This window comes from Synechococcus sp. R6-7 (assembly GCF_047461695.1).
Taxonomy (GTDB): Bacteria; Cyanobacteriota; Cyanobacteriia; order Thermostichales; family Thermostichaceae; genus Thermostichus.
The window spans coordinates 1-605 of record NZ_JANSHS010000329.1 but is presented as its reverse complement, the minus strand read 5'-3'; the positions used below and the strand labels follow the sequence as shown (position 1 = coordinate 605).

The 605-nt window shown below is 58.2% G+C and carries 1 protein-coding gene; it reads left to right on the top strand.

Annotated elements, in window-relative coordinates; all coding sequences use genetic code 11:
• Positions 1 to 105 precede the first annotated feature (105 nt).
• A complete protein-coding gene (locus tag NW815_RS10060; RefSeq protein ID WP_011432999.1) occupies positions 106 to 573 on the top strand; it encodes a peroxiredoxin family protein in 468 nt (155 codons plus the stop codon).
• Positions 574 to 605: the final 32 nt, after the last annotated feature.

Here is a 605-nt window from a genome sequence, read left to right as displayed (position 1 = left end):
CCACCACCCCGTCAAGATATCCAACCCAAAATTTTTTGAAGCCAGAAGGGATCCGGATCCACCGCTAGACTGTTGAAGTGAGCTTAGTTTGGGTCAGACGGGTTTATGGGGATTGTGATTGGGGCTGTTGCTCCTGACTTTAGCTTGCCTGCGGTGGGGAAAGGGATCCAAAAGGGAGCCCAGATTTCACTGGCGGCCTACCGGGGCAAGAGCAAGGTGTTGCTGGCCTTTTACCCGGCGGATTTTTCCCCGGTATGCACGAGCGAGATGCGTTGCTTTCGGGAGGATTGGGAAGCTTTCCGGGCCGCGGGCTGCGAGATCTTGGGGATCAGCAGCGATCCCCTCTCCAGGCACCAAGCCTTTGCCGAGCAGCTTAAGCTGGAGTTTCCTTTGCTGAGCGATGTGGACAGAACCGTGAGCCAGCAGTACGGGGTGGACAGCCTGCTGGGGACGCGGCGGGCCTATTTTTTGGTGGATAGCCAAGGGATCCTACGCTACCAGCATGTGGAGTGGCTGCCCTTGTTCAAGCGAGACAACCGAGAGCTGCTGGAGGCCGTGAGGGCGATTAGCTAGCTCGCCGGGAAGCCCCGCACTCTCTGCAACAG